The organism is Corynebacterium sp. LK10 (assembly GCF_008042455.1).
GTDB lineage: Bacteria > Actinomycetota > Actinomycetes > Mycobacteriales > Mycobacteriaceae > Corynebacterium > Corynebacterium jeikeium_D.
In genome coordinates this window covers 166,374-190,123 of the sequence record NZ_NOVT01000017.1, presented here as the reverse complement: position 1 = coordinate 190,123, position 23,750 = coordinate 166,374, and the positions used below count along the sequence as shown (strand labels likewise).

17 protein-coding genes are annotated in these 23,750 nt (G+C 60.1%); 3 read left to right on the top strand and 14 right to left on the bottom strand.

All coding sequences use genetic code 11. The annotated features are described in order from the left end of the window. Window positions 1-10 precede the first annotated feature (10 nt). The 12 genes from mvaD to eccCa all read right to left on the bottom strand — a co-directional run bounded on the left by mvaD (window position 11) and on the right by eccCa (window position 15,378). A complete protein-coding gene (mvaD, locus tag CHU70_RS06330; protein ID WP_016422097.1) occupies window positions 11-988 on the bottom strand; it encodes a diphosphomevalonate decarboxylase in 978 nt (325 codons plus the stop codon). After that, complete coding sequence (gene mvk / locus CHU70_RS06325) at window positions 985-2,010, bottom strand: mevalonate kinase (protein ID WP_101687816.1); 1,026 nt, start codon at window positions 2,008-2,010, stop codon at window positions 985-987. The genes mvaD and mvk overlap by 4 nt, the downstream gene beginning before the upstream one ends. A gap of 4 nt (window positions 2,011-2,014) precedes the next feature. After that, window positions 2,015-2,671: an isopentenyl-diphosphate Delta-isomerase gene (gene idi, locus CHU70_RS06320; protein WP_016422095.1), complete on the bottom strand. Its 657-nt coding sequence runs from the start codon at window positions 2,669-2,671 to the stop codon at window positions 2,015-2,017. Window positions 2,672-2,687: 16 nt separating this feature from the next. Beyond that, entirely contained in the window at window positions 2,688-4,031 is a 1,344-nt protein-coding gene (gene glmM, locus CHU70_RS06315) for a phosphoglucosamine mutase (RefSeq protein WP_016422094.1), read from the bottom strand. Between the two features lie 102 nt (window positions 4,032-4,133). After that, complete coding sequence (locus tag CHU70_RS06310) at window positions 4,134-5,822, bottom strand: VanW family protein (protein WP_042389147.1); 1,689 nt, start codon at window positions 5,820-5,822, stop codon at window positions 4,134-4,136. Window positions 5,823-5,865: 43 nt separating this feature from the next. Beyond that, window positions 5,866-7,788 carry an acyltransferase family protein gene (locus tag CHU70_RS06305; protein ID WP_016422092.1) on the bottom strand — a complete coding sequence of 641 codons (1,923 nt, stop codon included), beginning with the start codon at window positions 7,786-7,788 and terminating at the stop codon, window positions 5,866-5,868. Window positions 7,789-8,008: 220 nt separating this feature from the next. After that, window positions 8,009-8,569, bottom strand: coding sequence for a 30S ribosomal protein S9 (gene rpsI, locus CHU70_RS06300; RefSeq protein ID WP_016422091.1), 561 nt, complete (start codon window positions 8,567-8,569; stop codon window positions 8,009-8,011). Then, window positions 8,566-9,009: a 50S ribosomal protein L13 gene (gene rplM / locus CHU70_RS06295; protein ID WP_005509852.1), complete on the bottom strand. Its 444-nt coding sequence runs from the start codon at window positions 9,007-9,009 to the stop codon at window positions 8,566-8,568. Before rplM ends, rpsI begins: the two co-directional genes overlap by 4 nt. 317 nt (window positions 9,010-9,326) lie before the next feature. After that, on the bottom strand, window positions 9,327-9,614 hold the full coding sequence (locus CHU70_RS06290; RefSeq protein ID WP_016422090.1) for a WXG100 family type VII secretion target: 288 nt from the start codon (window positions 9,612-9,614) through the stop codon (window positions 9,327-9,329). A gap of 73 nt (window positions 9,615-9,687) precedes the next feature. Further along, window positions 9,688-10,014 (bottom strand): WXG100 family type VII secretion target, encoded by a 327-nt coding sequence (locus CHU70_RS06285; RefSeq protein ID WP_005510029.1) that lies wholly within the window; start codon window positions 10,012-10,014, stop codon window positions 9,688-9,690. A gap of 202 nt (window positions 10,015-10,216) precedes the next feature. Continuing rightward, window positions 10,217-11,605, bottom strand: coding sequence for a type VII secretion-associated protein (locus CHU70_RS06280; RefSeq protein ID WP_016422089.1), 1,389 nt, complete (start codon window positions 11,603-11,605; stop codon window positions 10,217-10,219). Further along, entirely contained in the window at window positions 11,605-15,378 is a 3,774-nt protein-coding gene (gene eccCa, locus CHU70_RS06275; protein WP_147739786.1) for a type VII secretion protein EccCa, read from the bottom strand. The genes CHU70_RS06280 and eccCa overlap by 1 nt, the downstream gene beginning before the upstream one ends. Window positions 15,379-15,625: 247 nt before the next feature. Here eccCa and eccD point away from each other — a divergent pair, with 247 nt between their 5' ends. Next, window positions 15,626-17,041: a type VII secretion integral membrane protein EccD gene (gene eccD, locus CHU70_RS06270; RefSeq protein WP_231367175.1), complete on the top strand. Its 1,416-nt coding sequence runs from the start codon at window positions 15,626-15,628 to the stop codon at window positions 17,039-17,041. Between the two features lie 14 nt (window positions 17,042-17,055). Further along, window positions 17,056-18,294, top strand: coding sequence for a type VII secretion-associated serine protease mycosin (gene mycP / locus CHU70_RS06265; protein WP_222865515.1), 1,239 nt, complete (start codon window positions 17,056-17,058; stop codon window positions 18,292-18,294). On the opposite strand, the gene eccB is transcribed toward mycP, so the two are convergent. Next, window positions 18,253-19,695: a type VII secretion protein EccB gene (gene eccB, locus CHU70_RS06260; RefSeq protein WP_016422085.1), complete on the bottom strand. Its 1,443-nt coding sequence runs from the start codon at window positions 19,693-19,695 to the stop codon at window positions 18,253-18,255. The two genes, mycP and eccB, sit on opposite strands and share 42 nt — an antisense overlap. Before the next feature lie 114 nt (window positions 19,696-19,809). Here eccB and CHU70_RS06255 point away from each other — a divergent pair, with 114 nt between their 5' ends. Continuing rightward, window positions 19,810-20,964: a hypothetical protein gene (locus tag CHU70_RS06255; protein ID WP_016422084.1), complete on the top strand. Its 1,155-nt coding sequence runs from the start codon at window positions 19,810-19,812 to the stop codon at window positions 20,962-20,964. A gap of 589 nt (window positions 20,965-21,553) precedes the next feature. Here CHU70_RS06255 and CHU70_RS06250 read toward each other — a convergent pair. After that, window positions 21,554-23,695, bottom strand: a complete 2,142-nt coding sequence (locus CHU70_RS06250) for a DUF6541 family protein (protein ID WP_016422082.1) — start codon at window positions 23,693-23,695, stop codon at window positions 21,554-21,556. Window positions 23,696-23,750 lie beyond the last annotated feature (55 nt).

Below are 23,750 nucleotides of genomic sequence, written 5' to 3'. Positions count from 1 at the left end.
ACTCCCCCAGCTACACCAGGTAAGCGCCAGGGCCGGAACCGGAAACCAGCACGTCAATATCCTCGAACTCTGCGCGGAAACGATCCGCGATGTTCTCGGCATCGCCGCTGCGGCACAGCACCTTCACGTTCGGCCCGGCATCCATGGTGGCGTAACACTCGGTGCCCTCGTCACGCAGCGTAGCGACGAGATCGAGAGCCGCCACTGAATCCGGATTCCAGTAACGCACCGGAGGCAGAGCCCCCAGCATGGTGGCGTGCATGCGCATGGCGTTGGCCTCAGCGAGCTCACCGACCGCAGTGAAGTCCGCAGCGGCGATGGCGGCCTTCATATCCTCGATATCGCGGGGCACCTGCTCCACCCAGGCCGGGAAGAACGGTGATGTCTCAACCGTGCGACGCATCGCGGCACGGCTGTCAATCTTCTTGCGGCCTGGGGCCAAAACCGCCACGACCAGGGAGAGGTCCAGGCCGGAATCTGGCAGAGCCACTGCGTGGCTGGAAGCATCGTCATCGCCGGGCAGCCACTCGACGAGGCCGCCGAAAATAGAGCGACAGGCCGAGCCCGAACCGCGACGGGCCAGAGCCGAGAGCTGTTCCGGGGTGTAGTCCAGGCCGTAGGCCTTCGCCGCGGCCAGCGCGAGCGCGCCAAAACCCGACGCGGACGAAGCCAGACCCGCACCCGTCGGAATCTCGTTGGTGCTGGTCACCTCTGCGAAGCTAGTGCTGCCCGCACGCTCGCGGACCAAATCCAAAAACTTCTGGACACGGGAGAGGTCCTTGCCCACCATCTCCTGGCCGTTCAGAGTGCCCGAGTCGGCGGTGACGCTGGGATCGTCGATAAGCGACACCGTGGTCGTCGTCGGAGCGATGCCCAGAGTAAGGGACAGCGAACCTGTGGCCGGTAGCTGCACGGCCTCATCGCGCTTGCCCCAGTATTTAATCAGGGCGATGTTGGGATGAGCGACGGCGGTAGCGGTCGTGGTCACGAGGGATTTACCTCCACAGTCCAAGTAGCAACGGCATTGGCGCCCATCATGGCATGGCTAATCAGTTCCGCGTGATCGGCGGACTCTGCCAGCGCCATCACACAGCCACCGCAACCGGCACCAGTGAGCTTTGCCCCGTGGGCACCTGCCAGTCGGGCGGCAGTGACGAGATCGGTGATGGACTCATGCCCAACACCTAGTTCTTCTAGCGCTTCCTGCGCCGAGTCCATGCGATGTCCCAGACGGGCAAAATCACCCTTGGCCAGGTTGTGCACCGCGCCGTCGGCCAGCTGCCCCAAGTGGTCCAGCAACTCTTGGCCATGGACTCGGTGGGAATCGACGAAACCACGCACGCGGGCAACGGCCAGCGACGTCGAACCACGCACACCGGTATCCCCCAGCACCAGCCACATCTTCTTGGCCACCTTCAGCGGATGGAACTCACCCTGCTTGAAGTAGACCGGACGCGATGCACGGGCAACCGTGGCATCCAGGCCAGAGGGGTTACCGTGCGCCAGACGCTCAGCTTCCTGCACCAGGTCAAAGCGCTGACGCTCGGTCAGAGTGCCATCGGCGAGGTCACGCACTGCGTCGATAAGCGCATGTGCCACTGCGGCAGAACCACCCAGCCCTGCGGCGGGCGGGATACCCGAGCGGAGACGAACCAGCAGGTCGCGTTCGGGAATACCGAAGGTGCGCAGGCCAGCGCGGAGTGCAGCGGCGATGGAGGCAAAGCGCTCCGGCAGCTCGTCGATGTCGATGACCTCGCCGTCCATGGAAAACAGGACGGGAGAATCCTCCACGCGGTCAATCCACGCCATCGTGCGCAGCGACGTCACCGGCAGTGCGATAGCCGGCTTGCCGTAGACGACAGAGTGCTCGCCCAACAAAATCGACTTGGCATGGCCTTCACCGAATGCGGCACCCTGTTCATTGGCCAGGGCATAGAACTCCCCGGTCTCCAATTCCTCGGACTTGTCGAGGCCGAAGTCGTCGACGCTGGCGTTTTCTACGCTGGTCACGAAGCTACACATCCTTTTCCGAAACCGACTGTGCGGCAGCCTGCGCCTCCGCTGGGCCATGGATACCCGGCACACCCGCAATGTCGAAACCGTACTTGGAGAACTTCTCCGCCCCGACACCCCAGACGTGGTTAAACCACTCCGTCATCGGTTCGTTCGCACGACGTTCTGCGAGCTCCTGCGGGGTCACGTACACCACTTCATCGACCTCATCGGGGTTGATATCCACCGACTTCGGATCGACGATGCCGGCGTACACGTGGTTGTACTCGTGCTCTGCCAATCCCGAACGATCATCGATGACCTGGTAGATAACAATGCCGATTTCCTCCAACTGGGAGACATCCGCACCGAGCTCTTCCTTCGCACGACGCTCAACGGCATCGGCCACCGGCTCCCCCGGCAGTGGGTGCGAGCAGGTCGCATTCGTCAGTAACAGTGGTGAGTGATACTTCGACTCCGCACGGCGCTGCAGCAGCATGCGTCCCTGCTCATCGAAGAGGAAAAGAGAAAAAGCACGGTGCAAAATTCCCGGCGGAACGTGTGCTTCAAGCTTGCCGACGGTACCGAGAACCCGACCGTCACGATCGACCACCTCTACCTGGATGTCGGCTTCACCCGGGGCAAAGCGGGCTTTAATGTCCTCTGGCGCGTCATTCATTTCCACACTCCTGACTCTAGACTGCGGCCACAACCGCAGCTAACTCCCCGGCAATCTTGCGGGCCGATTCCGCATCGGCGGCCTCCACCATGACGCGGAAGAGCTCCTCGGTGCCGGACGGGCGCAACAGCACGCGACCGGTGGAACCCAGCTTCTCCTCGGCTGCATCGATGGCGGCCTTGACCTCATCAGACTCCAGAATTGCGGCCTTGTTGGACACCGGCACGTTGATAAGGGTCTGCGGCAGTACCTTCATTACGGAGGCCAGCTCAGCCAGAGACTTACCGGTGCGCGCCATCCGCGCCATGAGATACAGACCGGTAAGGGTGCCGTCACCAGTGGTGGCGTGATCCGGAATGACCACATGCCCCGACTGCTCACCGCCGAGCGAGTAACCGCCGGCGTTCAAATCTGCCAGCACGTAGCGGTCGCCGACCTTGGTGGTACGCAGGGCGATATCGTTTTCCTCCATCGCCAGCTTGAGGCCGAGGTTACTCATCACAGTGGCCACCAGCGTGTTGTGGTGCAGTAGCCCCTCTTCCTTCATGGCGACGGCCAGGATGGCCATGATTTGGTCACCATCGACGATGTTGCCCTGCGAGTCCACAGCCAGGCAGCGGTCGGCATCGCCATCGTGAGCCAGACCCAGATCCGCACCGTGCTCCAGCACTGCCGCGCGCAAAACCTCAATGTGGGTGGAACCGCAGTTGTCGTTGATGTTGTAGGAGTTCGGCTTGTCATGAATAGCGACGACGTCGGCACCGGCGGCCGCGTACGCCATGGGGGCGGCCTGCGAAGCAGCACCATTTGCACAATCCACCACGACACGAATGCCGTCGAGCTTGGTGCTGACCGCACGGGAGAGGTGGAACAGGTAGCGGTCGAGCCCGTCTGGGGCCTCCTCGATGACACGACCCACTCCGGTGCCCGTGGGGCCGGTCTCCGGCAGGTTGTGGAGAGCGTGTTCGATTTCCTTCTCCACCGCGTCGTCAAGCTTGGTGCCGCCCGCGGCGAAGAACTTGATGCCGTTGTCCGGCATGGGGTTGTGAGAAGCCGAAATCATCACACCCATGTCGGCACCGTAGTCGTCGGTGAGGAAAGCGACAGCCGGAGTGGGCAGCACGCCGACACGCAAAACGTCGACGCCCTGGGAGGCCATGCCGGCAGACAGCGCTGCGGCAAGCATCTCACCGGAGACACGCGGATCGCGGCCAACAATGGCCAGGGGACGACGCCCCGACGGATTCGTGCCGCTAGTCAGCACAGTGGCCGCAGCAGCGCCCAGCCGCATGGCCAGCGGTGCGGTCAGAGTCTTATTCGCCAAACCGCGGACGCCATCAGTTCCGAAAAGACGTGCCATTGTTGCTAGACCACTCCTTGGGGGTTTTATGAGTTTTGGTATCGCGGACTATTGCATTGTCAATGCTGTATTACTTTAGCCGGTCGCGCAGGCGAATCCAGACTAGCCACAGGACACAATTGGCTGCGGGTCATAAACCGTAGTCTGAGTTTCACGCGAGATTTCCGCGCCCGAGAGGTCCCGAATAACGCGTGTATCAGAAGTGGTGAAGCCCTGCGCACCCGACGACGGCTGGCAAGAGCTGCCACTGACCTGCATACGCTGTGGTTGCGTGTATGCCCAACGGCCACCATTGATGGACTCGACGTTGACCTTCTTCACACCCTTGATGCGCACAGTGACGTCGGAACCAGTAGTAACGGCCTCGATAAGAATCGGAGTGTCGGAACTGTTCTTAAACGCTAGGTCGATTGCACCCTCGTACACCGTCGCCTCACGGCCGGCCGGGTAACGCGAAATGTAGTAACTGTGCGGGGTGTGCGCGACATCCTCCATGCCCGCAAAGTACGAAGCATTGTACAAAGTGGTGGCGAACTGGCTAATGCCACCACCGACAGCCTTGTCCGCATGGCCGTTGAGGATGATGCCCGACTCGACAAAACCCTGCGCAGTACCGCGCGGACCCGTGTAGCCGTTCAGACTGAATGTATCGCCCGGCGCCACGAATGCGCCGTTGACCATCTGCGACACCAGGGCAATGTTTGTTCCCGATGCCGAGCTGAAGCCACCGGTGGTGAACTCACCAATGACATCATCGAAGGTGGCACTTTCCGCTTGTTCGGTGGTGTAGGTGGCGGGCTTGTCCTCGTAGACCGCATCGAACTCGCGCTTATCCGTCGAAGTCACACGCTCGGCGAAGTCCTTCATAGTTTCATCCCACTTCACGGCCACGCCATCAACCGAGGGGACCACTTCACGCGCACCACCGCTAAAGCGTATCGACGCATTGCGCTTATCAACCTCGGAAGCAGCCAGCCCCTCCTCGAGGATCTCGCGTGCGCGGTCGACATTGATATCAGCGGCCAATCCGCCGTCGCGCGGCACAAAGCTGATGATTTCAGCCATGCGCTCCGGCGGAATTACACCATCTTTGCCATCACGGCCCTTGGCAACAATGGGGCCCGACACCGCATCGGCGGCCTCTCCCTCAGCTGCCTCACGGACCTGCTCCTCACCGATAGCCGGGTCGTGCGCGGTGGTCTCTACATCGATGCCCTCCGGCGACAACCACTTGGCGGCCAAATCCCCGCTGACCGCATTGCGGTCGACATCTTGGCCGATGACCGGTGGAGTTGTTTCCACGCGGCCGTCGACAAGCTTGACCTCACCATCGACGGGAGCAATAGTCAGTTCGCCGACGAGACGGTCGACCTGCGGCTCGAACTTAGAGTTATCGATATCGCTGACCAAATCCAGCTCACGGGTAGTAAAGAAACTGCGCACCCAGGTAACTGGGTTTGCCGTCTGCTTGCCCGCCTGCGCGACCGTCTTCTCCCAGTCGATGCTCAGCCCCGCCTCCTCGGGCAGAACCTCCGCCGTGCGTTCGCCGGCACGCAACGCCACTGGGTGAGTGGAAAGATCACCGAGCTGCTCTTCGAGCTTCGCCTCAGCGTGATTCGCGCTCAGCGTGCTGATGTCAATCCCCGCAACGGTAGACCCGCGCGGGACATGGTCCTTGTTCAGCACGTAATCGACAGCGTAAAACACACCGAAGAGCGCGAAGATACCGAGGACGATGCCGAGGAAAATCTTTAATCCACGGTGACTGGAGGAAGACTTTTGTTTGGCCACAGCCACTTACTTTACCGTGGAAACACTACTAACTAGATTTTTATTAGATTCCGCAGGTGTCCGGAATGCGTTTCTTGTTCTTCGCATACTGCTGGAAAGCATCGACCACGGCATTGGCATAGACCTCGGCGCCATCGGGGGTCGGGTGGATAAGGTCCGCGCGCAGCTTGGACAAATCATCACGCACACCATGGCACCAGTCAGCCACATAGACATTGTCGCGCTTCTTTGCCGCGTCGAGGACTTCCCTCTCCGACTGCGGCATCCACACACGATCACCGTACGGGTTGATTAGGACAATGATGCGGTCTTCACCCAGCGAATCGAGGATCTCATCCAACAGGTGTTCGTCCGATGCCGCAGCCGACTGATTGATACCAAGGCCCAGCACGACGAATGGATCGAGCGTACCCGCCGCCTTCATACTCGCGATGATCTCCGGGGCGGCCGGATAACCACGGGAAACAGCCGCATCGATATAGATACCGGGCAGCTTCTCTTCCAACGCCGACGCCGAGGCGAGCATCACAGAGTCGCCGATAGCAGTGATCTGGTCACCACGCGGCATAACACGCTTGGCCAACTCGGCTTCCTCCGCCTTTTGTGCCTGTGCACGGCGCTCAGCTGCCTCCTGTAGCTGTGCCTCCAAACGCGTCATCTTCGGCGCCGTAGCCATTCCCACAACTGCACCAACCACGACGACCAGCGCCAGCCCTGCTGCAACGCGCGGCTTCCAGGAACCGGCAAACTGCGTGCCCGAAAACTGCAACATCCAACGGCGGTAACCCATCCGGCGAATTGGCGATTCCACATTCTTGTACGACCAGTTCGCCAAAAGCAGCGATAGCGCGATGCCTGCGAAGGCAGCGAGGTTCTCATACTGCATGGCCTCATTGCGCTCCAGCAGTTCGCGGATGAGCACGATGACCGGCCAGTGCCACAGGTACAGCGAGAAGGAAATCTTTCCCAGCCAGCACAGTGGCTTGAACTCAAAAATCTGACGCACGGGTGAGACACCGCGAACGACAAGATAGAGAATCGCCGCCGACAGCAACGAGGCGAACACCAACCCACCGCGGTAAGTCGCCGACGCGGTATCCGACATCATCAGCAGAACCAACGAAAGGAAGATCAGCGGCAGCGAGGCCACTACGAAAGCCTGGGCGGAACTGCCAAAGAAGTCCCGCAGGAGGGGTTCCGTGCGTGGCCAGGAGTCCGCCTCTGCGCGTGACGACGTCGATGTCAACCACAATGCGAGGGCCGCGCCAAACAGGAGACCAAAGGCGTGAGTATCGGTACCGTAGTAGACCCTCGTGGGGTCGACCTTCGGATCGTAGAGCGAGACCATCCACACGAAAGAAGCAACCGCCCCAATGCCCGCCACTGCTGCCAGCTTGCGAGATGCCAGCTTCAAGGCGAGAAGAGCCACAAAGATCAATGGCCAGAGCAAGTAGAACTGCTCCTCCACCGACAGTGACCAGTAGTGCGCTAACAGCTGCACTCCGGAATCCGCGAAATAGGACTGAGAGCCCGCAATCTGCGTCCAGTTATTGACGAAAAAGACCGTGCCGAGAAACTGCGTCGACAAGCCAACAGCGGGATCCCCGCCGACCAGACCTGCGACGGCGATGGAAATAAACAACACGAACATCGCAGCCGGAGCGATGCGGCGCAGTCGACGGAGCCAGAAATCTTTTAGATCGATGCGCCCAGTGACCGCGCGTTCGCGCACCAGAAGCGAGGTGATAAGAAATCCGGAGAGCACGAAGAAGATATCCACACCGATGTAGCCACCGGGCAGCACATTATCGAAGTAGTGGTAGATCACCACTGTGGCAACGGCCAGACCGCGCAGCCCATCAATGCCTGGTACGCGTCGAATGCGGAAGGGATGCTTCGCCACCGACGACGAGCTAGAGGAGCTCTTCGCGTCGGAGGTCTTGGTGGCTGTGGTGCTCACCGCCATACGATTTCCTTCTTCCCATCGCACTGCAATCGCACTTTCATCGCACTGCAATCGCACCGCGATAAACGATTCTCGTGGCAATTTTTAACGGATAAAAGTCTAACGTACGGGGCTTGTCTCAAAAATGCAGCCATGCCTGGTCACGGCGGACTTTAACCCAAAAAAGCACCTCGGCTTGCGTGTAATACGCAAACTGAGGTGCTTTTCGAAGCAGTAAAGCTTAACGCTTGGAGTACTGCGGTGCGCGACGGGCCTTGTGCAGACCAGCCTTCTTGCGCTCGACAGCACGAGCGTCGCGGGTGAGGAAGCCAGCCTTCTTGAGAACGCTGCGCTCCTCCGGGTTGAACTCGTTCAGGGCACGAGCAATAGCCAGGCGCAGAGCACCGGCCTGACCGGACGGGCCACCACCGTTGATGTTGGCCTTGATGTCGAACTGGCTCTCGCGCTCGACCAGGACCAGCGGATCCTTGATCTCCTGCTGGTGCAGCTTGTTCGGGAAGTAATCCTCGAGCTCGCGGCCGTTGCAGACAATCTTGCCGGAACCAGCGGTCAGAACGACGCGGGCGACAGCGCGCTTACGACGACCGACAGTCTGAATCGGACGATCCAGGGTCAGCGGTGCAGCCGGAGCAGCCTCAGCCTCGGTCTCGGTAGCAACTGCGTCGCCGATGGAAGAGGTGAACTCTTCAGTGGCAGCAGCAGCGGCAGCCTGAACATCATCGTAGGAAGCCTCGGTGGCCTCTACGTTCTGGTTCTCATTGACGTCCTGTGGGTTGGTCACTGTGCCACCGCCTTGATCTCGTAGTTTTCAGGCTTCTGACCGGCGAACGGGTGCTCGGAACCGGCGAAGACGTGCAGCTTCTTGATGGACGCACGCGAAAGCTTGTTGTGCGGCATCATGCCCTCAATAGCCTCAGCGATAACACGCTCCGGGTGAACCTCGAGGGAACGACCCAGGGTCATCGACTTCAGGCCGCCCGGGAAGCCCGAGTGGCGGTAGCGCATCTCACGTTCCCGCTTGTTCGAGGAGACGTGCACCTTATCGGCGTTGATGATGATGACGTGGTCACCGCAGTCGACGTTAGGGGCGAAGTAAGCCTTGCCCTTACCGCGCAGCAAGTCTGCGGCGTGAGTAGCCAGACGGCCGAGAACAACGTCGGTAGCGTCGATGACGTACCACTTGCGCTCGATGTCACCGTCCTTCGGATGGAAAGTAGACAACATGACTCCTTTTAGGGTCCGTGTAGATTTGCCAGCCACTGTGCACACTGTTGTTATTCCCCGGCGGCCGGTGGAGACCCGAGGCAACATTCACGTGTGCGCACACAGTTTGCCTACTCTACCTTGAGATGGCACTAGAGCAAAAAATGCCAAAGCCAGTCTCAGCCGCAAACTGCTGAGACTGGCCTTTCCCCCCTGGAGTGCTGCTAGCAAGAATACTTCAAAGGCAGATACCTAACTGAAGATCTCAATTGAGCAATGTCCTCCCCTCCCCCGGTTACATAGCTCAATCAAAAGTGCCTCAATCAGGAACCAAGCTATCCCCAGCTAGCTGCCGCGCGGCGGTTAATATCCGCCATTCGCTGGCTACCTGCGCTGACCGTATCCGCGATAGTCGTGAGAATCATATTGAGCTCCTCCGCTGCTGTGTCCCATTCACGCTGAGCCTCCTGGTAAGAATCCGAAGAGTCACCCTCCCACGTAGAGACCATCGGCGCGATGCGCTTCTTCAAATCTCCGAGCAGCCCGTTGATGGTGCCAGAAGTGGACCGAATGTCATCGGCAGCACCGTCGATGCCGCCAAAACTGTACCTAATTGGTTGCATTAAGAACCCTTTCCCCAAAAGGTGATGTGTGTTGTGTGATTCAGTGTTGTGGTTGTGCGATTCGATAAAACGTTTAGAGGTTCAGCAACGACGCACCCGCTGCTGCCACCTGCTTGAACGACGACGCCCCCTCGTCCTCGCCCGCATCGAAGCTGCTGGAATTTGCGCGGATGTTATCCGCGATATCCGTCAGCGCATTGGATAGACGCATAGCTGCGTCATCCCAACGAAGCATCAGATCATCGAAGCTGTCTTTAGCCTGGCCCTTCCATTCCCCCGCCAGACCGTCCACGACGCCTCGAATGCGCCCCAGCTCGCCCTGTACTTCCGAGTTGACGCCATCGACGTCCCCCGCGGTAGTGGTCATTTGATCTGATTCGGCTGCAAATAGGTTTGCCACTGTTTCCCCCTTATTCGTGTTGAGTGACTGATTAACGACGGCATTTTTACCTCCCCGCGCGAGCCAGCCAGCTTCCCGCGTTAAAAACCCGTCATATTGTTTGGCGCGAAAAACCCCGATTCGGTTCCATTTTGGTTTTCCAACCTTTACCCCTGCCTACCCCCGCCCATCCCCCAGTCACTTTCTCTACGCCCCTCGCGTATTACGGCACCGGCCGAGCGCTTACTACTGCCTGGTCGCATACGGGCCGTACCGGCGTAATAGTCCTTCCTCTGAACTGGCACCCCACACTGACTTGAGTTCCGTCCATCACTTTGTGATGCCAGAGCACTATCGAATTACCTGACGGCAGCCGCTCCTCTACGACTACGACATCGGTGCCCAGTACTTGCCTGCGTTCCGGCGCGGACTTTGTCTCATCCCCGGCAACGGAGCTACTCAAAGCTGCTGCTAGATGTTCAAGCGCCATGTCCTGCGAAAGCGGATTAGCGAGCACCAATACGCGCATATCTCCGCCATCCACCGCAATCAGACGGTCGAACGGACTTGCCGAATCAAGCTCCCACCCGCCGGGAAACCGAGCTTCCACGCCTGCATTGGCCAGCGTGACTACTGGAGCAGAATCGGGAACCGGTTTCGATGTGGGTGGAGGCGTAGTTACAGGCGGCGTAGTTACAGGAGGAGCCTGTGCGTGCGATGTCTCACGCTGCTTCTGCCTCCCCTCGTTCTCCCTGCCTATGCCGCCACTAATGAGCCATGCAGCAATCCCAACAATCAGCACTACCACCGTCAACAAACCAACGGCAGCTACTGACACAACCGTGCTTTGATTCGACACTGCGCTGGCTTCTACCCTGGCTGCAGGACGCCTCCCCGCGAGATCCTCCAATTGCTCCACTTCACCGGCTTCAGCGTCGCCGATGCTTTTCAACCAGGCCGGATTTACGCACTCCCCGAGCCGCGAGGCTGGACAGTCGAAGACCAAAAACCCACGGTCGCGCAGACGATCGACTAGTAGAGCTCGCCGCGGGTTCGCTAGCCCAGGTGGAACTTCGCCGACGATGAACTCAATATCCTCCTGCCAGCGGGGCGGATACTCGGTAATACCGCGCCCACCGCTAACTTCCACATCATCAGGTATCCCCTGGGGTACATCCGGATACATGGTCAGCTGATAAGCCAGCGCAATAACTGTTTCCACCAGCGGTGCGCTGTCGTTCGCTCCGACCAAATGTGTCATCCGACTGGCAATGTGCCCACCGCTCAGACGAGTGACACAGACACGCGTTTCCTCTACTTCCACCAACACGCTATGAGACACAGTTGCCTCATCGAGTTCCACAACGGCGTCGGCAAGCGTCAGAATGTACGGATTGAGTTCGGCAGCCAATAGCGCGGAGGCCAGCCGGCACTGTCGCACAGCACCCCAATAGCTGGGCACAATGACTGTTTGCATGCTCTCGAGAAGCGGTCTAGGGCCATGCACCGCCAGTTCTGTGGTGTCTGCAGGTGCCGCGAGTCCCCACAGATGCCAGGTACCGTGGCGCAGCGTCGGGGTCTGAGTGGTGTCAGGAGAATCGACCCGAATCATCAACTGTCCTCCTGGTCACCAGCAGTATCCAACAAACCCAACTGCACAACCTGCGGACTCTGGCCGTGCGCCACCCAATAGCCACGACCCGGAGGCTGTTCGCAGGGCTTTACGCCGAGGATGGGGCCGTCGTCGCGTGTGCCATCCATGACAAAGACGCTGGCGCCCTGATCCTTAACCGCCCCCATGACCGGGTCGTGGAGGGAACGCAACGCCCCGCTGATTCGACGGGCGAAAAAGATATTGAGCCCAATGTCGGCGGCGTGAGCGATGACTTCTGCCAGCGGCTGCAAGGGGTTACCCCGTGAGCCAGCCACGAGGTCATAGTCATCCACGATGACATTGATGGTTGGACCACTCCACCAATTTCGGGCCTTCAACTGCGCTGGGGTGATATCCGGTTGCGGGAGACGAGCCTTCAGTACCTCTGCCGGCTCTGCCAGCATGGGCGTCGCCACCGCAGCCGAGCCTGCATAGCCGGCCAGCCGCTCTTGGGGCACGGCCTCCATGAGCCCACGGCGGTAGTCAATCACGACGAATTTCGAGTCCAACTGCGAGTACCGCAGCTGGTGAACGATGCCCCTCAGCGCGGCGGTTCTGCCACTGCCCGCCGAACCGAATATCAGTAGGTGGCGATCCTTTTCGGGGTGGAATATCACCGCGCCCAGACCGGCTTCTTCGAGACCCACTGCAATCGCACCTCTCGTCGCGGCCGCTGGTCGCGGCAAACGCGCAATATCAATCCGCCGCGGCAACAACTGGAGCTTGGGCGCCTGCTCACCGTGTGGCACCGTCTCTACAATCCGCTTGGTGTCCGCAGCACCGGTGAGAGCTACCAACATCGCAAAGCCGCCCGGCGCGACCCCACGTCCTGGGCTCTCCGGCACCAGCTCCGCTGCCTTACGATCAATCATTGAATCCATCGACTCCGCCTGACGCAGCTCAATCCGAGTACCAATCAGGTCGCGAACGGCAGGTCTCATGTCCGTCCACCGATGGGCTGTCAGCAGGACATGAATTCCCACCGCCAATCCATCTGCAACCAGCGCCTGCACATCGTCACTCAGCGCCGGAAACTCCGTTTTGAACGCACCCCAGCCGTCAATGACCAACACCGAATCTGGCTGCCCTGCCGCCCGTGCTGCTTCCGACGAGAGCCATCCATTAGTGCGAAAGAGCTGTTCCCGACGACTTACCTCACGACGCAAAAAACCAAGCGTACGGCGAATAAGCTCCTCGTCTCCGCGGTGTGCAACCGACGCGACATGCGGCAACTCCGCCAGGTCGCTCAAGCCGCCCGCACCACAATCAACGATATAAAAATGCAGGTCACGGGCGCTGATGCCGTCGGCAAGCGCGAGGACCGCTGTGCGTGCAGCAGTGGTCTTTCCTGACCGCGGAGCTCCGACGATTGCCACGTGCCCGCCGGTTGTGCGCAGGTCAATCCGCAGTGGGTCTTGGCGCTGAAACAGCGGCTTGTCCACCAGCCCAATCACACCGGTCAACCGCTGTCGCGGCAGCTGCTCGTCGGGCTGGAGCTCGATGGCCTCCGGTAATGGTGGCAGCCACACGCGATGCGCACGTGTCGGTACGTGCGAGACCGCTGCCACCACGGCACCGAGCACCGTCTGCTCCGATGTCTGCACAGGCGGATCCACCATTCCACCATCGCTTGACGACGCACCGAGAGCTTCCCGCGTCCAATTTTCAGCGGTAAATTCAGCGACAGCGGCGACCTGGCCCTGCAGCCCCTGCTCTGCCCCAGCCGCCGCACCGTCAACAGGCTGCGGACGGACCACCGGGCCGGAAACATACGCCGACCGAAAACGCACCGGCTCGGCGGCAGCAGATTTGATATACCCAATGCCCGGGATGGCCGGCAGATGATAGGCGTCCGGAACTCCCAACACGCTGCGGGACTCCGCGACGGAAAAGGTCTTCAGCCCGATGCGATAGGAAAGATGGCTTTCCAGCCCGCGCAAGCGGCCTTCCTCCAGACGCTGACTGGCCAGCAGCAAATGCATGTGCAGACTGCGCCCCAACCGACCAATCGCAACGAAGAGCTCGGCAAACTCCGGGCGTGCGGAGAGCAGCTCCGAAAACTCATCCACCACAATCAGCAACGCGGGCATAGGTGGCGCATCTATCTGCCCAGAGCGCCGGGCCTGTTCATAGTCACTGACACCGGCGAAATTCCCCGCAGCACGTAACTGCTCTTGGCGCCGCGTCATCTCACCGCGCAGTGCGTCTTCCATGCGGTTGACCAGGATAAGCTCCTGCTCCAAGTTGGTAATCACCGCCGAGACATGAGGCAATTGATCCAGTCCCAGAAACGTCGCCCCTCCTTTGAAGTCCACCAGCACAAAGTTCAACTGATCCGGACTGTGCGTGGCTGCGAGCCCTACCACGGTCGTTCGGAGGAATTCCGACTTACCCGATCCTGTGGCACCAACGCACAGACCGTGTGGGCCCATGCCGCCCTCGGCGCTCTCCTTAAAATCCAGATAGACCGGCGCGCCGCCGTCATCAGCCCCAACGGGAATACGCAGACGAGCACTGCCAGAGCGCGGTCGGTAGCGCAGAGTTGTCGGAGGCGGATACAACCCGAGCTCCTCCATAACCGGATCTTCCGAGGTCTTAACAGAATCATCTGCGCTTGTTGGCACTTCAAAACGCGCCAAGCTCCGCCCAAGAACTTCCGCTTCTGCTGGACTCAGCTGATCAGGTACACCAATCTCCTCCCTTCCGGACGCGGTTTCCGCATGCACAGCAGTAGTGGAAACGACCAGCGCGATGCCATGGTTAACCGCGGCCTCCCACAACGTTGACTGCGCCTCCACGACGGTCAGCAGAACTACCGAGGTCTCCGACCCCGCCGCGTCAAAAATCGGTGTCAGTTCAGTGACATCGAGCTGTCCGCTCGAATCCGCCAGCACAATCAGCACTGCAGCTGGCAGTGTGTCGATAGCCGTGAGCAGCTCCGTCAGCTGCGCACACGTCGCTGCCCGCAACCGCGCTGAGCCACAGGCATCAGTAACTGCGGGGTGTCCGTGGTGTGGTGTCCATTTCAGCCATTCCCACCCATCTCCCACAACTGCAATCAGGCAATCCTCCGGATGATGCAAGGCAGCGGCTTGGGCGACCATCGCTCGAGCCAGCCCCTGCGCCGCGGTATCTCCAGTGAGGGCGATGATCTCAAAGGCCGACACATCTATGGCAAAGGGCACTCCCTCAACCTGACGAGCCGATCGAATAACTTCCCGCAGTGCTACGGCGGAAACCGGATCCAGTTTCTCGGGCGCCGGAATTGCCGGCGGTGTCACAGGCGTTGCGGGCTGCTGCGTTGCCACCCCGATGCGCAGCTGCAAGAAATCCGGGTCCCCCTTTCGGCGTTCGCACGCCCGCCCCATCGCCCCCAGCTGCCACAGAGTTCCAGGCCGAGGGTGGATAAACTGCGCCGATTCACGCTGCATCCTCGCTGCTTTCGCCACCGCCCGGCGAATACTGGACAAATGCCTCTGATAGTCCTTTCGCGCCGGTGCCATGTCCTTATTTCCCGCCCCGCCCGACACCATCATGCCCACAGTGGAAAACACCATCATCAGCGGAAACATAAACGACATCGGGTTACGTCCCATCCCAGAGACAAACATCAACACCACCATGCCAACCACCGCCACGACCATGATCAACGGCATGAGTGCACGCATCAGCGGCACCGGCTGTGGCTCCGGCGCTTCCGGTGGCGCATCCGGCGCGATTGTGCCCGTCATAGGCTGTGGCCCCGCTTTTCGGGTAGCCGAAATCCCCGCCCGTGCACTAGTCACAAAAATCCCCCCGCTATGTGTCGCCCCTTGTGTTCACTCGACGGCCAATCCCCCGACCAATCGGTGTGCACATAGCTTAAAACACACTCCGGATTCTCGCAGCGCATGGCCGAAACTGATAGCGGGGGCACGCGCAGTTACTACCCCGAGTAGCGCTCTAACGAGTTGTACGCCACTCTAGAGGGACTAAAGCATGCAGAATTCATGGGGGAAATACATGCTGGGGGAACTCATTCGCGTGCGCATTGATGCCGCACACATGCCCGAAGACACCAACCGAGCACACGCAGACCTTGCGTTACCGACCAACGTCGCAATCGCCGCACTCGTACCGGATATCCTGCAAATTTTCGATATCGACATTGCGGACTTCCCGCTGGCACAGTGGCAGCTACGGACCGCCGCTGGCACGATACTGCTTGCCGACGACACCCTGAACGATGCCGGTATTGCGCCAGGCGAACGCCTGGTTGTTATCAACGACCCAGGGCCCGTGCCCAAACCTCGGCTCTTCGATGCCGCCGATGCTATTACCGACACCACCTATACCGACGGTATCGGTACGGCTGATTTGGTTGTTGGCTGTACCGCCGCCCTCGTGGCCACAGCTTCAATTGCAGCTGCCTCACTGAGCTTGAGCAGTACCGATTCCACACTGGCCGCGGCAATCAGCTTCATCGCGCTGCTGGCAGTAGCCGGTGGACTGCGCCTGGCTCTGTTGCGTAGCGCAAAACCGGCGATTGTCATGTCCCTGGAGCTGCAAGTGCTCATTCTGGGCACCGCTTCGGGGCTCTGCTTCGTCGGCCTCGACCTACACCGCATACTCACCGACTGGCCGCCGACTGCTGCGATTAGCGTCGCGCTTGCCGTCACCGGTTTGGTTTTTCTCATTTCCAATACCGACGACGGCGACAACCGCATCACTGTTACCCTGGGCGCCGCGGGTCTCAGCGCTGCAGTTACCTTCGGTATTTACGCTGCGGCTGTCGCACTTTTCCAGAACTCGGTTCAATCAGGAGCACTCACCGCTGCTAGTGCAGTCATCCTGATACTGCTGGCACCTTCCCTGGCTATCAAGGCTGCCGGTATTCGCGTACCCAAAGTCCCTGCCGCCGGAGAGAGCTTCGATGACAGCGAAACTCCCGAAATATCCCACACCGCACCTAAGCGAGCGGGTTGGATTCTCGACGGCATCCTCTGCAGTGGCACCGGAAGTCTCAGCATCTTCACCCTGGTGGTTCTTTTCTCCGGAGCCTATGCGAACAGGTGGTGGCCTCTGGGCATGGCTGCTGCTGTCATAGTCTTTTGTGCAATTCACTCCCGTGGCCAAGCCCGGAAAGTAGCTTCCACCTGCACTGCTTTAGCTGGTCTTGCCGTCATTGTGGCTGTCGCCTTTCAACAGTGGTTCGAAGGCAATTGGCCAGTTTCCGCTGGCCTTGTCGTCCCAATGCTTGCAGCCACCGCCTTAGCCGCATTTCCAGCGTCACGCATCTCACCTACAACGCGCCGCATAGCTGAGCTAACCGAGGCCTGCAGCATCGCCGTCCTTCTGCCCATTGCGGCCATCATTGCCGAATTCCCTGAGTTCGTAAGTGGGTTCTTCCAGTGAAAAACCCACTTTTCATGAATGCCATAAAAACCCGTCTCACCGCCACGACCGCCCTTTCCACAGTGCTTATCTCCACGTTGACGGCGGCCACCGCAGTAGCACCGTCGGGCATCGCCCCAATAGCGGCTGCCCAGAACAGCCAGGACTGCGTGGCCACGATGCTGTCGTCGGAAAGCGCACTGCGTGAACCGACAGTGATCGAAAAAACTCTTCGGTTTCGCCAAGCATGGCAACTGACGACGGGTGCGGGGATTACGGTGGCGGTGATCGATACCGGGGTCTCACCCAATGAGCGCCTGGGCGAGGTTCTCGACGGTGGCGATTTTGTCGACGGCGACAGTGGGTTCGTAGACTGCGACGGTCACGGAACTCTAGTAGCCGGCATTATTGCAGGCCGGCCCGGTGCCGATGGTTTCGCGGGACTGGCGCCCGACGCGCACGTGTTGTCGATAAGACAAACGGCCGATGGCGAAGGCAATTTGGAGTCGCTGGCACAAGCTATCGACAGGGCCGTCGCGGAGGGCGCGAGGGTTATCAATATCTCGCTCACATCGTGTGCCCCGGCAGGTGTAATGCCCCAAGGTGCAACAGATGTTGCCGAAAGCGTCGCACGTGCGGAAATCTCAGGCGCAGTAGTGGTCGCAGCGGCAGGAAATAAGGGCGATAGTTGTCAGGCCGGATCCGTAGCGTGGCCCGCAGTCCTGCCGGAGGTAATCGCAGTATCAGCAGTACAGTTCGACGATGCTGGCCAAGCACAACCCGCGGAGTATGCAATCACGGGACAATGGGTCAATGTCTCCGCTCCCGGCGGTCCCGTACTCGGTCCCGATCCGCGCACCCCTACCGGCCTCATAGACCGCCACGTGTTCGGGTCCGGGGATAACACCCGAGCTCAGCAAATCGACGGCACCAGTTTTGCCACGCCAGCCGTGTCGGGAACGGCTGCCCTGCTGCTGGCACGAAACCCAGAGCTTTCCCCAGCACAGGTTCGCGACATCATCCTTAATTCCGCGAGCCCAATTAGTTCCGACCTCGGCCTTGGTCGCGGCATCATTGCACCGTATGACGCTCTGATTTGGACCACTGTGGACACCGCCGCGCAGCACGACGCCAATCCCGCTACCGCACCGGCTCCGCCGAATCTGCTTTCTTCGCAGGAGCGCAATGCACCGCTCCGGGCGACTGGTTTGCTCCTGATATGCGCGCTGGGCCTAGGTGCCTGGCTGCTCTCGCGTCCCAGACAGCGGCCCTAGCGCCGCCTGCTTACTCAGCTCAGGGCCTCCACGCAGCGCGGCCAGCACTTCCCAGTCCACTGGTCGCGTGCCACCGCTATCGGCATTGGTTGATGCATTAAACCCGAGGGCGGCCAACGTCGTGCGATCGTGCACAGCAAAGCGCATCCCCTCTGGAGAAATGACGTGTACGGCCCCATTTACGCTTACTGCAATCGAGCTGCGCTCACGGCTGCGACCATCCACGAAACCGTCGACGGCCGCACCCGAACCGTCGGCATGCGGGTAATCCACGTGCCGCCCCTCCGGAGCATGCTGCGACCACTGCACGAGAGCTTGCGGCCGTCCTGCTATCCGGCCGGCACACAACCAGCCATCAGCATCGGCAAACGTCAGCGGCTTTTCAGGTAGCCCCGGGACTGCTGGCGCATTCGCAACGGGAACTGCCGCCAGCTGCCCCTCACTGGCCTGCAGAACTGGGCTATGCGCAGCTAATAGCTCTCCTAGCACCGGGGAGAGAATCGCGGCACCGTCGTCAAGCACGATAACGCGCCGCTGCCCGACCTCAACCACATTGCCGACTGTGTCGAATGGAGCGGCGAAGTGCGTGGGTGCGCCGCGGTTCGGGATTGCTGGCGCGGCCAGAATCGGAACCTCCGGAATCGTTCTGAGCAACGCAGGGCTGACAGGCCGGACTGCGGCGCGTTCCAACCCCAGCGCTCGAGAAACAGCGGCGTGCTCCGGGTGGTTGACATCCAGCCGCGAGCGGTAGCCCTGCGTAATCAGCCAGAGGTTTTGGCCATCGGCAACGACGGCACTGTCCGAGTGGGTTCGGGTAAGCTGCTGCGGTTCCGCACGGACTTCTTCAAGACGCGCAAGCGACTCTGCAACAATCCACGGCTGCCCGAGGTCTTGCACCGTCCGCTCGCATAAAGACAGTGCCAACTCCGGCGCACCTGCACTGCCCCTCTTGGCAGCTCCCGAGGCACCAGAGCCTGCCGGCGCGGCCGGAACTGCTGGTGCGCCCTCAATCCCGACAGCAAAACTGATGTCCTCTTTGTCCAACTCGCTACTGCGCACCCGCTTCGGCTCAGCAGGATTGCCCAAAATTAACCGCGCCGATGCGAGATTCGCGACTGGATGCAATCGACCATTGACACGTACATGCAGGCCCTCCGACCCCGATACGACAATCAGCTGCTCATTGGAGCTCGAACCGCCCTGCGGCCGCACCAACGACAGCACCGCAGTGCCGGCGGCCAGTAAAACCACCAGCGCACAGCCGATAAACAGTGCTCGCGTACGCGTGCGCAGAGGATCGTGCAGCATTCGCGAATCCGCACGCACAAGCGCGTGCTCAATCCGACGAATCAAGAATCGATGACCGCTGACCTGGCTAGGCGTAGTCGGCGTACGTGGCATGAGTTTCCCCCAAAACTATTCCCCCAAATAATCTCTACCCTGCAGAGTAAGCCAGGCCGCGCTACTGTGCGACCAGGGGAATTTTAGTGGGGAACATATTGGGGGGATTTTCACATGCCATTGTCATTGTGGCTACTCATTACAGCAATAACCATCACTGCAGGCGCGCATGTCCCTGTGCGCGGCCGCAGCCTTCGTGACCGCCTGCGACGCACCGAACCAGGACAACTCATCGGACTACGTCTCACACCAGGCCTGCGAAGCCAGCTAAGCGCTGCGGATATCGTCTCGCTTGCCGACGACAGCCCAGTGACCCTGGATGCGCTGTGCTTTTATCACATTGCGCCGGAAGTCCGCGGAGAGCATGCGCACCGCTACTTCCGAGCAGCCGAGCGCTCCGGCACAGCCCCTGAACCCTGGACACATCTGGTGGCAACTCTTCCGGTGGAAGCCTCCGCTGACCAAGCCCTACGCTTCCTCATCCACCGGCTGGGAACCCTTGGTATTCGCGCACGGCGATTGACGGCACCGGAATGTGCTCTGACTGAGAGCTCTGCGGAGGTCGTGCAGCTGCGCCGCACTGGACGCTCTCATCATGTGGCGGCGTTGGGACGCAAACCGCACCTGTGGTTAAGCCGACAACGTGACATCGCTATCACTAATGGTCCGGCGCAGGTCATAGGAGCCGGGAGCAGTGGACAAACCATCACAATGTGTCCCGCGAACGTCCCCCGATTGGAGGTCGACTGCGGCAATCAGGACATTTGTGAGCTGCTCATCGGAATGCTCTCGCTCGGCTATCGAGTCGGGATTCGCACGTCCCGTCCACATTTCTATACTGTGGCTCTTGATCTGGGCGCAGTACTTCTCGCTCGAGCTGGAGACGACACCGTCGATGTGGTTGTTGTCGAAGAGTATGAGCCCGACCTGTGTACTGGAATCGCGAGAATCATCGAGGTCAGTCGTACAGGTTCGCCCACGGCAGCAGCAGCGGAAATGCCAGCTTCGTGCCCTCGACTGGCGATGGGCGAATTCACCTGGACGCTATCTACCGCCCGCACTACCGATGAATTGCAGCCACTAGCTATGCGGGCAACTAGCGGTTTAGTCCCGGAATCAACGCACCCAAATCTGGCAGACCGCCCGGCGCCTGGGAGCCGTCAGGCTCCCCCTGCTGCGCCGGGTCATTCGGAGCGCCATTTTCTTGGCCACCCGGCTGACCGCCTGCTGCAGGAGGCACATCCTCCTTCGGCATCTGTGCACCAGTGACATTGCCATTGTCGATAGTGGCAGCGCCCGCTGGTCCCGAGCACTCCAGAGTAGACGGGCCATAGGCCGCGCAGTTGTAACCGAATGCGCTCAACTGAGAATTCGCTGGCAGCGTCTTCATCTCACCCGCCGGCGGGAACGTAAGGACCTCGTAAGTAACTCCCCCCGGGTTCCAGGACACAGCATTGGCGGGAACCTTGTTTCCCGTGCCGTCATCGACCATCGGAGGATTGGCAAGATTCACCTGGCAGGCCAAGTAGGCGTCACCGCTCAGATCGTTGAGGAAGCAGCGTGTCGTGCCATCCTCCAACTGAAAGAGTCGAGTATTTGGGCCGTCCGCCGGGGTGTAATCCGCATCATTGACCTGGGTGATTGCAGGAGTTTCCGTCGGCGTCTCTGATTTTGTCGGTGTCGTCGACTCTTCAGTCGGCTTCGGCGGAGTCGAGGATTTAGTCTTTGCGGAAGAACTGACGGAGCGATTCGAGACTTCCGGCTTAGCCGGCTCGTCGTCTCCACATCCGGCCAGCGCGAAAGTCATCATCACACCGGCTGCGATCGTTGCCATAAATTTATTCATCCGCATGGTGTCCTAACCTACCCGACCATCGCTCCATCCCCTAGTAGCCGAGGGAGGAATTACTTCCGGAGAACTAGCTCGCATCTCGTCGATGCGTTCTGGCGTAATCACGTCATTGAAGGCGAAGATAGTTACTTCCCTATCTCGATAAACAGGGGTTACCCCTGGAGCTACCCAGAGCCCTTCACCAGGAAACTCTAAATCCTCCTTGGAATCCCAAATACCCGGGGGTGACAAATAGATGAATCCCACGTTCAGCTTTCGGGCTGAGCGATCGACATCGTTCACCCCATCCGGCCGATCGGGGTCTGGAAAACCGAGGTAATCAGCGTGCCAATACAGCATTGAGGTAGCAGTCCACTTATTCGCCACTGGCCAATCATAGTGCGGGAACACTACCGGCAAGTCATTGCGAGCGTACATCCAGCTGGACCCCTCCGGCGGATTGGTAAACGTGCGGTACTTATGTGCCTCCGGCTGCTCGGCCAACCAATCAAATGCCTTTAAGTCAGCCTTGGAAATGATTTGCCATTCCCTAGGGCTCTTGTAGGCGAAATCCGCAGCGCTAGCATTAGACGCCACTCCATAGACCACAAGTACAGCAGAGCTCACCGTCGCTAAGCTCAACCCCAGAACTCGCCCCGTCGATGGCACTTTTGACTCACTAATTCGAGCCGCCCACGCGCAGCCCCACGCAACGGCGATACCCGCAAGCGCGGAATACAGGTACGCGGTGACCATCACCAACCGGTGAGGCGTCGAATAGTGAAGATCCGTATACAGCGCGAGAATATCGCCCGGCACGCCACCAAAATGATTGAGCGCGTGGGTCGTCATCAACACCGAAACAAACCAGGCCGGTACTACCCACACCCGTCGGCGCGAAGTATCCGCGAAAACCAAAAACGCCATCCCGATGAAACCGAGGATGATGATTGGCCAGAACGGCCGGAATTCCTCAGTGTGGCGGGTCAGCATTGTGGCGCCTCGATACCACGCATCGAAACGATCGAGGTCGTCTACTTCAGCGCTAACCGCGCGCACATCCTCGGTCTGAGAAGTTCCCGTAAGCCACTGCGGCAGTAGTACTGCCACTGCTGGCACAAAGGCGGCTGCAATCACCGCGACGTCGTAAAGCTTGGCGCGAACCGCACCCAGTTCAGGATGCGCGGGACGCGGCAGGCGGTAGCACAACCACCAAATTGCACCGAGCATAACGACTGTAGGCACCGATGCCGGATGGAGCTCTCCGATACCGATTATCGAAAGCGCAGCGCTCAAGATGCGCTGAGGTGCGTGTGGGAGCGACGTAACAAAGGCAAAAACGGTAATCGCTAGCGCAATCGAGACCTGGTACGGCCAGGCCCCCACGAAGACCCCGACGGGCATCAATACCGGAAGCGCTGCGGAAACAAGCGCCGCAACCCCCGCAGCAACGGCGGTGGACAGCTTTCGGCGATCAATAATTCGCCAGGTCAGCGCCGCAGCCGCCGTGGGTATGGTCACGGCCGGAATGATAATGCCGAGGTAATTGACCGCCTCGGTGATTGGTAGACGGACAATCAATATCCAAAGCGCACCGAACGCATGCCATGCGGCGGGATAGTAGGACACCGCCTGAGTTTCCACATTCTGAATCTCGCCCATTCTAGTGGCCGAGGCCATGCCGTCTTCCGTAATCGAACGGAGCACACTTGCATGCCAGAGTGTGTCCCAGCCTTGCTGGATGGTCGCCATCCCCTCGGACATTGAAGCGATGCGGCCGATAGCGGTCCACGTGAGAACCGCCGCTGCGATGATGACTCCGATACTTGCGATTAGCCCATAGCCCAACTCGCGCCATCGACTTGCGGCGGGCGGCTGCGTCTCGGCCGACACTGAGCGATCGACACTACCGCGCCGCCGCCGAATCAAAGCGCTGCCGCCACTCCAGCAAAGCGCGAGAAGTAGTGTCACGGCCCAGCAGATAGACGCACTGACCAAGGTGAAGCGCACTTCGATAGCGCCGAGCGCCCACCCTGCGGTACCTGCGATACCAAACGTCACCGCAGGACCGAGGGCCAGCGCCCACGGAGTACGAACGCCGCTGGCTCTCACTACAACAGCGCCGGGGATTACGAGCAGCGCAACCAAGCTAACAATTGCCCACACCACTACCGAACACTCCTCCTACGGTCACTTTCTTCAGGGAATATTACCGAGAGCTTGT

Bases quoted from the DNA above. Each gene is read 5' to 3' on its own strand.
- idi (WP_016422095.1), bottom strand. From the start codon at position 2,671: ATGAATGACGCGCCAGAGGACATTAAAGCCCGCTTTGCCCCGGGTGAA.
- glmM (WP_016422094.1), bottom strand. From the start codon at position 4,031: ATGGCACGTCTTTTCGGAACTGATGGCGTCCGCGGTTTGGCGAATAAG.
- CHU70_RS06305 (WP_016422092.1), bottom strand. From the start codon at position 7,788: ATGGCGGTGAGCACCACAGCCACCAAGACCTCCGACGCGAAGAGCTCC.
- CHU70_RS06290 (WP_016422090.1), bottom strand. From the start codon at position 9,614: ATGCAACCAATTAGGTACAGTTTTGGCGGCATCGACGGTGCTGCCGAT.
- CHU70_RS06280 (WP_016422089.1), bottom strand. From the start codon at position 11,605: ATGATTCGGGTCGATTCTCCTGACACCACTCAGACCCCGACGCTGCGC.
- eccCa (WP_147739786.1), bottom strand. From the start codon at position 15,378: ATGACGGGCACAATCGCGCCGGATGCGCCACCGGAAGCGCCGGAGCCA.
- eccD (WP_231367175.1), top strand. From the start codon at position 15,626: ATGCAGAATTCATGGGGGAAATACATGCTGGGGGAACTCATTCGCGTG.
- mycP (WP_222865515.1), top strand. From the start codon at position 17,056: ATGAATGCCATAAAAACCCGTCTCACCGCCACGACCGCCCTTTCCACA.
- eccB (WP_016422085.1), bottom strand. From the start codon at position 19,695: ATGCCACGTACGCCGACTACGCCTAGCCAGGTCAGCGGTCATCGATTC.
- CHU70_RS06255 (WP_016422084.1), top strand. From the start codon at position 19,810: ATGCCATTGTCATTGTGGCTACTCATTACAGCAATAACCATCACTGCA.